2 protein-coding genes are annotated in these 9,787 nt (G+C 40.9%); both read right to left on the bottom strand.

The genetic code is table 11. The annotated features are described in order from the left end of the window. A partial coding sequence (locus IM500_RS12405; RefSeq protein WP_287738547.1) for an FG-GAP-like repeat-containing protein occupies nt 1-9,348 on the bottom strand: 9,348 nt, incomplete at its 3' end. 93 nt (nt 9,349-9,441) lie between these two features. Beyond that, complete coding sequence (locus tag IM500_RS12400; protein WP_287738545.1) at nt 9,442-9,645, bottom strand: hypothetical protein; 204 nt, start codon at nt 9,643-9,645, stop codon at nt 9,442-9,444. Nucleotides 9,646-9,787: the final 142 nt, after the last annotated feature.

Raw genomic sequence — 9,787 nt, 5'->3', positions numbered from 1 at the left:
GGTATAAGTAACCGATGATTGAACGGTATCTGTACCTTCGTTGGCGTTTTCGGTAATGGTATCAGTAGTAGTATCAATTTGATAGGTATCATTTCCTAAACCACCGATTAGCGTATCAATACCCTCACCTCCTGTGAGGGTATCATTCCCCGCACCTCCTGTGAGAGTATTATGACTACTATTACCCGTCAGGATGTTATTAGCAGCGTTACCTGTACCATTAATTGCTGTACTATCAGTTAGGGTGAGGTTTTCTAGATTATTACCAAGAGTATAAGTTACCGAAGATTGAACGGTGTCTGTACCTTCGTTGGCGTTTTCGGTAATGGTATCGGTAGTAGTATCAACTTGATAGTTATCATCTCCTAAACCACCGTTTAGGTTATCAATTCCATCACCTCCTGTGAGGGTATCATTCCCCGCACCTCCTATGAGGGCATTGTTACCACTATTGCCAGTGATAGTGTTATTTAAGGTGTTACCTCTCCCCTTAATATCCGTACTACCAGTTAGGGTGAGGTTTTCTAGGTTATTCCCCAGGGTATAAGTTACGGAAGATTCAACGGTATCTGTCCCTTCGTTGGCGTTTTCGGTGATGGTATCGGTAGTAGTATCAATTTGATAGGTGTCATTTCCTAAACCACCGATTAGAGTATCGATTCCCGCACCACCATTGAGGGTATCATTCCCAACACCTCCTGTGAGGATATCATTGCCATCTTTTCCTTCAAGATACTCATCGGCTGCTGTACCTACAAGATTGTTATCTTTATTGTCACCAGCAATTTTACTAACAACAATACCATTATAGTTAACAATGTTGCTGAGAGATTGCCAATTAAATTCAGAGACATTTTCTAAGGCATTTTTCACCTCTTGGTCTGATTTCCAAATTGAGACGACACCTTTTAAGTTATTAACCCAGGCTTTTAAACCATTTGGCTCTAAGGCAATAATTTGGCCAGATTGAACACTATTACTAATATCCTGCCAAGATAACTTAATATTTTGTTCGAGATAGGTTTGCCAGGTTGTCTCATTTTTCCACAAATCGATAACCTTATTAGTTGCAGTTAACCAAGCTTGCGGATCATTGTTATTTTTGACTTGATTGATTAGATCATTAGTTTGTTGCAGTTTGGTTGTTTGTTGGGAGTTCAATGTAACTGTTGCTGACCAAATATTGAGGATATTTTGTAAGGCACTCCCCCAGCTTTGAACAGTATTATCTTTAATTGCTTGAGCAATATTTTGACCAGATTTAACGCTTGCTTCTATATTTTTCCAGTCAATTTTATATTGATCTTTAAGAATCTGGCGTAATTCAGTATCTTTTTGCCAAATGTCTAAGATAGCGTTACTCGATTTAATCCATTGGTCAGTTGTATTAGACTCAATAGCCTTGAAAATAATTTCACCAGATTTGGCAATTGCTTTTACTTGTGACCATGACAAGCCGATGGCACTTTCTAGTTTTTGTTGAATCGTACTTTCTACACTATCTACTGTTTTCTGAATTGCTGCTTCAACTGTTGCTGCTTTATCTTGTTGTGCTAAGGTATCTTCAACCTTAAAGATGCCTTCTACTTCGCTCCAAATAATTTTTCCAGCATCAGTAACTTTTTTGCGTAAAATAGGATCATCTTTCCAAAGTTTATAAACATCTTTTACGCCTTTAAGCCAATCTTTATAACTATCACTAGCGGCGGCTTCATCAACTATTTGTTTAACTTTATCATAAGTATGATATAGTGCATCACTCGCCTGTCCAATTTTATCAAGTTGCTCCCAGTTTAAGCCAGTTAAACTTTCCAGGTTTTTATTTAATTTTTGATCGCTAACCCAGAAATTAATAGTTTGTTTAAGGGCATTTCGCCACGCTTCATAAGTTTTTTGATCAATCGCTGTATTAATGGTTTTACCCACTGCTACCAAATCTTTAAGTCCTTGCCAATCTAATCCGGTCAAGTTTTTGACTTTATTTTTAAGAGTAGCATCTTTTTCCCATAAGGTTAAAGTCTGATCTGCCGCTTGCAACCAACTGGCGGTATCTCCCTTTTTATCCGCTTTGCGAATGGCTTCATAAGTGCTTCCGATGCGGGTAAGTTGTTCCCACTTTAATTCTGTTGTAGTCTCAATTTTTTGTTGGAGGGTGGCATCGTCAACCCAAATATTTAAGGTAGTTTTAAGGGCATCTCGCCAATTAGTAAATTTGCCGTCTTCAATGGCGGTAGCAATCGCCTGTCCTGAATTAATAACTTGTTTGAAGTCTTCCCATTTTACTCCTGTGATTCCTCCCAGTTTATTGCGTAAAGCGGTGGCATCTTTGGCGACTCCTAACAGTTCATCAACTGCTTTTACCCAACTTGCTGTATCATTTTTTTGGTTGGCAAGATTGATAATTTGCTTGACTTTATTGTTATCAAAAGAGTTTTCTTTTAATGCCCAATCAAGCGTAGTTTTGAGGGCATCAACCCAACTATTAATGCTGGATTGATCAACAGCAGTTGCTACGGTTTGTCCAATGGCAACCAGTTGTTTAAATTCTGTCCATTCCAGTTTAGCTTTGTCTTTTAACTGTTGCTGTAAGCTGGGATTTTTTTCCCAGATATTTAAGAGTTTATCGGTGGCATTTACCCAATTTTCGGTGTTGCCATCTCGAATTGCAGGGATGACAGTATCTATGGTCTGGGCAATATCTGTTAAATCTTGCCAGTCTAAGCTTAAGTTACTAACCAGTTTCTGATTGAGAGTTTTGTCATCAATCCAAACGTTAGCTATTTGGTTCAAGGAGGCAGAAATATCGGCAATATTTTTGGTTTTAATAGCTACCCTGAGAGATTGTGATGCTTTTGTCAGTGTCTCAAAGTCATCCCAGGTTAATCCGGTTAAGTCTTGCAGGGCTTTCCTTCCCTGTTGTTCAGCTTCTGAGGCGAAATCTTCATCAATAATCTTAATCGTGCCGCCAATGGCTTTTACCAAATCACTCCAATCTTCATTCTTAATCGCATTGTAGGCATTACCGCCCAAATCAATAATCTTATTAAGCTTCTCCCAGCCCAGCCCAGTTAATTCTTCTAATTGCTGTTTGGCTACTTCTTCTAACCCCAAGCTAAAGTTTTTACTGATTGTTCCTAATGCTTGTCCAAGGGCTTGAATACCTTTTAAAACATCCCCATTTTCAATGGCTTGAATACCACTGTGAACTACTGTTGAAATCTGGGAAGCTGTGATTAAAAGAGTTTTTGCATCTGAGACTTTAGATAAATCGCTCAAATCAATTCCATCTGCTGCGATTGCCCCTACTCCTTGAATGGCACTGAGTAAAACAGCGATAGAGTCTCCCCCTTTATAGGCAACATAAGCACTATTAATTGAGGTTTTGAGGGCGGTTACTGTTTGCGGCGAAAGCCCTGCTATATCTCCTAAACTGCCAGCCAGGGATAAACCGGCTCGAAAAATAGCGGTTGACCAATCTCCATTATAGGCGGCTTGCAAGACGCCCAGGGATGTGGTGATGGTATTAAGAGTGGCGGTAATCGAAGAAATTGTTCCGGCTGATAACCCTAAAGCGGCGTTGATTCCTAATGATGCGCCAGCAGTGAGGACTGCTGAAGCAGCACTAATAACTAAGGTAACAGTGCCAATAATTTCATTGACAAAAGCTTTCTTTCTCGCTTTTCTTTCCTGAATCCTTCCCTGAAGAATCTGTTCAAGAATTGTTTTTGATTGTTTAGCTAATTCGCTAGATAAATCAACTGCGCCTTGAGCATAGCCAATTTTATACAGAATCTCTAAATTCTTCGCATTAATTAAGGCTTTTTCTTGTTCTGATACTTGACCATTTTTAATCTCATCATAGAGAGATTTAGTCGCGCTTTGCAGGTTAGTTTCCGATTGCTTGAGTAAGGCTATATATTTCTGTTCTTCTTGATCTAATTTGGCAACTTCAGCGTTTAGTTTATTAGATTGATCAACTAAAGCGGTGGCAGTTTTGAGCAAGTTATCCTGAATGGTTTTGGCTTCTTTACCTTGTAAAGCTGTGTGAATATCCTGGGTAGTTGCGGTTAATAAGGTTTTGATGTCTTGGGGTAAGTTAGGTTGGCGCTGTTTGAATGCGTCTAAATCGGCGAGGATTCCGGCTAGTTCGCCTTTGTAGTCGGCTTGTTTGATAATCTCTTCGAGGGGATTTGCGCCTAAGTCAGACCGCAAGTTATTAATTGCAGTTTGTAAGGCTTCTTCCGTTTTAATCTGGTTGAGTTGTTCGAGTTTGGTGATGGCTATTTGACGATCTCGTTCTATATCTAATCGCTGTTTGTCGAGTTGAGCTTTAACCGCATCGTCGATGAGATATTGGCGATTGCTTGCAATATCTTGTTCTAATTTTGCCTGGGCAAAGTTGAGTTTTTCAACTAATAATAATTGGGCTACAGTTTGTTCTGTCCAGTTGCGAATTTGACTGAGGGCATCAATACGGAATTGGGCAATGGCGAGTTCTTCTTGTTTGGCATCAATCTGTTCTTGGGAGTTGCCAATACTTTTGTTGAGTTGTGCCAATTCTTCGGCGGCGAGTCCCTGCTGTTGTTGGATAGCGGTGATTTGGCTTTCGGCGAGGGTACGAATTTGGGTAAATTCAGCAATTTGTTGTTCGGCTTCTGTTTTCAGTTGCCGATATTTCACCATTTCATTGTAATAATAATCCGCCAGTTGCAAGTCTTCGGGACGGGCAATTCCTTTGCTACTACTACCGCCTTTATCGTTAGCTAAATCTCGATAGTCTCGTTGATAGAGTTCCGCAACGGTAGCAAAGTCGTTATATTTGGCAACTTCTAGGAGTTTAGCGGCTTCTTTGCTTCCCGCATCATTGGCTTTTTTCAGCAGGTCAATTAGTTGGGTTTGTAGTCCGTTGAGTTGGATTTGTTTTTCGGTAGCTTGGAGGGTGTAATTTTCTTTGAGTTCAGTAGCTTTTACTAAGTCTTGTAAGGTTTGTTGTTTGTCTTTAATGGCGCTGAGATATTTGTCGTTTTGCAGCAGTAGGGAGGCTTGAACGTCATCCATGAGGGCGGTTATAGCGTTGCTGCTGGCTTCAGCTTGTTCGGCTAGTTTTTGAACTTCGGCGAGCGTTTTCTGGGTATCAGTGAGGAGTTTTTCAAGATTACTGGTGTCGTTGTCGGGATTTTCTAAATAAGCATCAAGAAGTTGATACTGAGTCTCAATAACTTTTTTCTGAGTATTGAGGAGGGTTGTTTTTTGTAGGAAGGTGGCTTGTTGGGCGCTGAGGACGATTTGTTTTTGGGTGAGGAGGTTGGATGATTGGTCGATGAGGGTTTTGAGGGTGAGAGATTGATTTTCTGGGAGGTTGGTGGGAATTTTGTTCTGTTGGGTTTTGAGTTGGGTAATGAGGGTTTCAACCTGGGTGATTTCTTCAGTTAGGAGGGTGTTTTGTTGGTTAACCCAAGTCTGAACAGCGTTGATTTCTTGCAGGAGTTGTTGTCCCTGAATGTTTAGTTCAACGCGACGGGGAAGGACATCGGCGAGGGCGTTTTGATAGGTTTTTTGGCTAGTTTGATATTCTGTCCATTCTTTGCTGACATTATTTTGGGCAGTTTTTGCGTTTTTGATAGCTTGGTCGAGTTGAATTTGCAGGGTGGGGAGGAGTTTTTCCCAGTCAGCTATCTGTTGTTTTTTATCAGCGTTGAGTTTGAATTGTGCGTCGAGTTGGTTGAGAAGGGTGGTGAGTTGGGCTTGGGTGAGGGAGGTTTCGTCAGCAACTGCATTAGCAGCCTGCCATTGTTTGAGGATTTCGCTGGCGGTGTTTTGGTTAGTGGTATCGGTTTGAACTCCTTTGAGGAGATTAGCAGAGTATTCCCGAAGACTAACGGCTTGTTTGCTGTAGGTGTCCCAAATTATCCAATTGTGGTCAACATGGGTGATGGTAACAGTTTTACTCTTGCCTGATTTGCCTTTTTCTTGACGTTGTTCTGTCCAAGTGGGACCGGCTTTACGGCTGAGTTGCCAATGAGTAGCGGCTTGTTCTTCGTACCAAGTAGCTTGGGAAAGGACGGCGGCAGATTCGGATTTTTTGCGGGTGATTTCTGATTGAAGGTCGGCGATTTGTTTTTCAGAGTCGCCGATTTCTTTGTTGATTTGTTGTTGCAGGTTGGCAAGGGTATTGGCTTGGTTTAATTCGGGGTAATATTGGGTACGGATGTTTTCGAGGGATGTATTTGCTTCGGTTACAAGAGACTGATATTGCTGCAAATATTTCTGTAATTTATCTGGATCTTTTTCAGCTTGCAGTGTTAAATATGCGGTTTCTAGGCGGAGTTTTTGAAGTCCATCAATTACTCCGCCCTCTGAAAGTGCAGCAACTCCTGCTCCTGTTGTGCCAAAGAAACTAGCATCTACCCTGGTGTAGTCTTTGCTGAAAGTGCCATCACCTTTTGATAAACTTGCATATACAGCATCACCCCCAAATCCCACAATATCCGCTTTCCCATCTCCGTTAATATCCGCCAACTGGCGAGGATATGTATTGTAGTTTGACCAACCTCCTCCTACAATAGAAAACGTTACTATGGCAACGGTTTCGTCGCCGAGATGTTTTCCAAAGGTGCCATCCCCATTCGATAACGCGGAAAAAACAGCTTCATTTCCAAAGCCTACAATATCCGCTTTCCCATCTCCATTGATATCGGCTAACTGGCGAGGAAATGTATTGTCACTAGACCATCCTCCACCTCCTTGTGAAAAACGATATGTCGCGATTTTAGGAGCAGTAAATGTACCGTCACCATTGGAAAAAGAGGTAAAGACAGCATGGCGACCAAAGCCTACAATATCTGCTTTTCCATCTCCATTGATATCTGCCAATTGGCGAGGATAACTGTCCTGGCTTGTCCATCCTCCTCCTGCGGTGTAAAAATTATTGGCTGTAACAGTAGGGGGGCTAAATGTACCGTCACCACGAGAAAAAGAAATAAAGACGGTATCATGGCCAAAACCGACGATATCGGCTGTTCCATTTCCGTCAATATCCGCCAAATAACGTGGATAAGTGTCTTGACTTGTCCATCCCGCTAAACTATTGAAGAAATTATTTATTCCAATTTGAGAGTCACTGAATGTGCCATCACCATTAGATAATGCAGTATAGACAGCGTCATCACCAAATGCGACAATATCTGCTTTCCCATCTCCATTAATATCAGCTACCTGTCGGGGAGTAGAGGTCTGACTTCGCCAGTTGTCTTTGCCAGACAAGGAATATTTCGATGAAAAGACATTACTTTGTAGTCTGATATCTCGGTAAGAGTTGTCGTCATTCGCTAGGGATGTATAAGTGATTCTCCAGCCAAAACCAATAATGTCCGCTTTACTGTCGCCATTAATATCAGCAAGAAAGCGAGGATATTTATCTTGACTAATCCATCCCTCTGTTGCATTCTTGCGAAAAATCCCTATCTTTACTGTTTCAATATAGTTTTTCAGGTTTAGCTCTATCCATTGTTCTTGCTCATTATTTGTCAAATCAATCTGGTCGGTCAAGTCGTTTAGTTTGTATGAGACTTCTGTATTTAGAGAGTCAATTAGTCCAGCCCAACTGGGACCCTCTCCTATGAACTTAACATTCCCCCTGGTTGCATAACCTTTCTCATACTTCATCAAATTCCGAACATGATTTAACTTCCCAGAAAGCGCGTCTGCTTGCTCAACCGCCTTCTTCTGAAGCGCAATATTTTCCCCTAAATCATCCACCGCCTGCGCCAAAGCATCCCGATACTTAACCTGGGTATCCTGAATTGCGATCGCCTCATCTAACTGTATCTTATTCAGCGAATAATCGCTATAGGGAACAGCAAACTTATCCCCAATATACTTGGTCAAACCATCAAAAGCAGTCAAATTATTCTCGAATAAATTATTAACCTCCACCGTAAAACCATGATTCTGCTTCAGATTTTCCCCCCAAACATCACTCAACCCCGTCATCTGCTGTACCAACTGAGGAAGCAAAACCACATATCCCTCAATCGTGTCAAGTTTCACCGCATCATTAACCGAAGTTTCTGTCGCTTGTTGCTGATTAAACGAATCCAATCGTCCCTGATTGATTTCTAGCGCTTCCAATCCCAACAACTGATACTGCTGCTTTAATTGTCCTAACTTACCTTGCTCAACAGCAATAGCTTCATTCAATCCCTTAATTGTCGTAGCCGACTGATTCGGTTTCGCTAAATCACCTTTTAAACTGGTAATTTTATCTTGAACTTTCGTAATTGCATCCTTCAATAAACCCAAAGATAAATCAGTTGTCAATAACTCCTTATTATCCTTGACAAAATTATCCAAATCTTTCTGTGCTGATAGCTTATCAGTCTTTAACTTATCCAAGTCTGACTGTGCTTGAGTTACCTTCAGATTAGTAGCTTGCGCCGCTTTTTCCTGACTGGGAATCTCCGTTTTCTCTAACTGCTGTAAATCCTCCTTCCCTTGGTCTAATTGCAGATTGACTAAGGCTAACTCATTATCACTTCTTGTACCAACAAACGATAATAAATTATTCTTGGCATCCAATTCATGATACAATAACCAAAGCTCATTATTCTTACTATCTTTCGTCTCTTGTAAAATAGACTTATTCTTGTTAAAATCATCAACTGAACCCTGAATACTATTAGCTTCTGCTCTCAACTGATTCGCTTGATTTTGATAACCGTCTCGTAGGTTAACCTGTTCTTGATTTGTCACCCAGCCATAGATTTCTTTTTTCTTGCCACTTTTGCCACTTTCATATCCGACAACATCCCACCTCTGCACAAATTGATTATGATAATTCGCATTATTTTGGGCGGTATTCCCTTGAATAATTAAGTTGTCATAGCGAGCGACTAAAGCTAATCCATCTGTAATCTTCTGAGTCAGGTCTTTAATTTGTGCATCTGTTGTATTAATCTTACCTTTAATCGTTTCTATTTCTTGCTTGATCTTCCCTTTATCTCCATTCCCATTATCAGCAAGAATCTTCTTTTTATCCTCCAAATTCTTAATCGCAATCTGTAACTGACCCTGTTCTTTTTTCAGTTCCCACAGACGCTCTTGTTCCGTTGTATTGTGACTTACCGCCAACCTCAGCGCCTCATCAGCAACCTGTAACTTACCCTCAGCAATATCCAACTTACTACTAAGTTGCAGTTGCTTGTCAAACGCCGCCTTAATACTTTGGTCAACTTTTTGTTGGAGAGACTTAATAGTTTCCCCATTATCCAATAACCCCAAAGCCGCCAAAGTCACCGTTAAGTTATTACCAGCTTCTGTTAATAAATTTATGGCTAATTTAGTATTCATAATTTAGCGCTGCCTTATTTGCTCAAATTGGTAAGGGTAAGTTGAACTATAGGAAAACCAACCATCAACCCTGTGATTGTTGGATTTTGCGTCTCACCCACGACGGAATAGGGTTTCCCCTGTCGGAATGGTATTAAGTAATTTGAGAACTGTCAACCCCTGTTGAACAAAAATTAACAATCGGCAAGTCCAGAAAACGGTTTTTTTTGAAGAAACCCCTTTTCTCATGGTTTCTCGGAGAAACCCGTTTTCTAACGCTCCAATTTCCTTACTGCGTTCTATCCCTCGTAATTCCATATTAGTTAAGTACCTAAGCAAAATTAATTACACATCTAAGCCACTACTCCGTCAGACTTCTGGTGTGAGGAAACAGTGAACTGAAAACTCAAATCCGATCCCTAATAGCTGTCTCCCGTCTCCCGTCTCCTGTCTCCTGTCT

The organism is Microcystis sp. M179S2 (genome assembly GCF_020245805.1).
Classification (GTDB): Bacteria; Cyanobacteriota; Cyanobacteriia; order Cyanobacteriales; family Microcystaceae; genus Microcystis; species Microcystis aeruginosa.
The sequence above is the reverse complement of the archived record's forward strand: the minus strand, read 5'-3'. Positions and strand labels throughout refer to the sequence as shown.

Excerpts from the sequence above, each read along its gene's own strand:
- IM500_RS12400 (WP_287738545.1), bottom strand. The coding sequence starts at position 9,645 with ATGGAATTACGAGGGATAGAACGCAGTAAGGAAATTGGAGCGTTAGAA.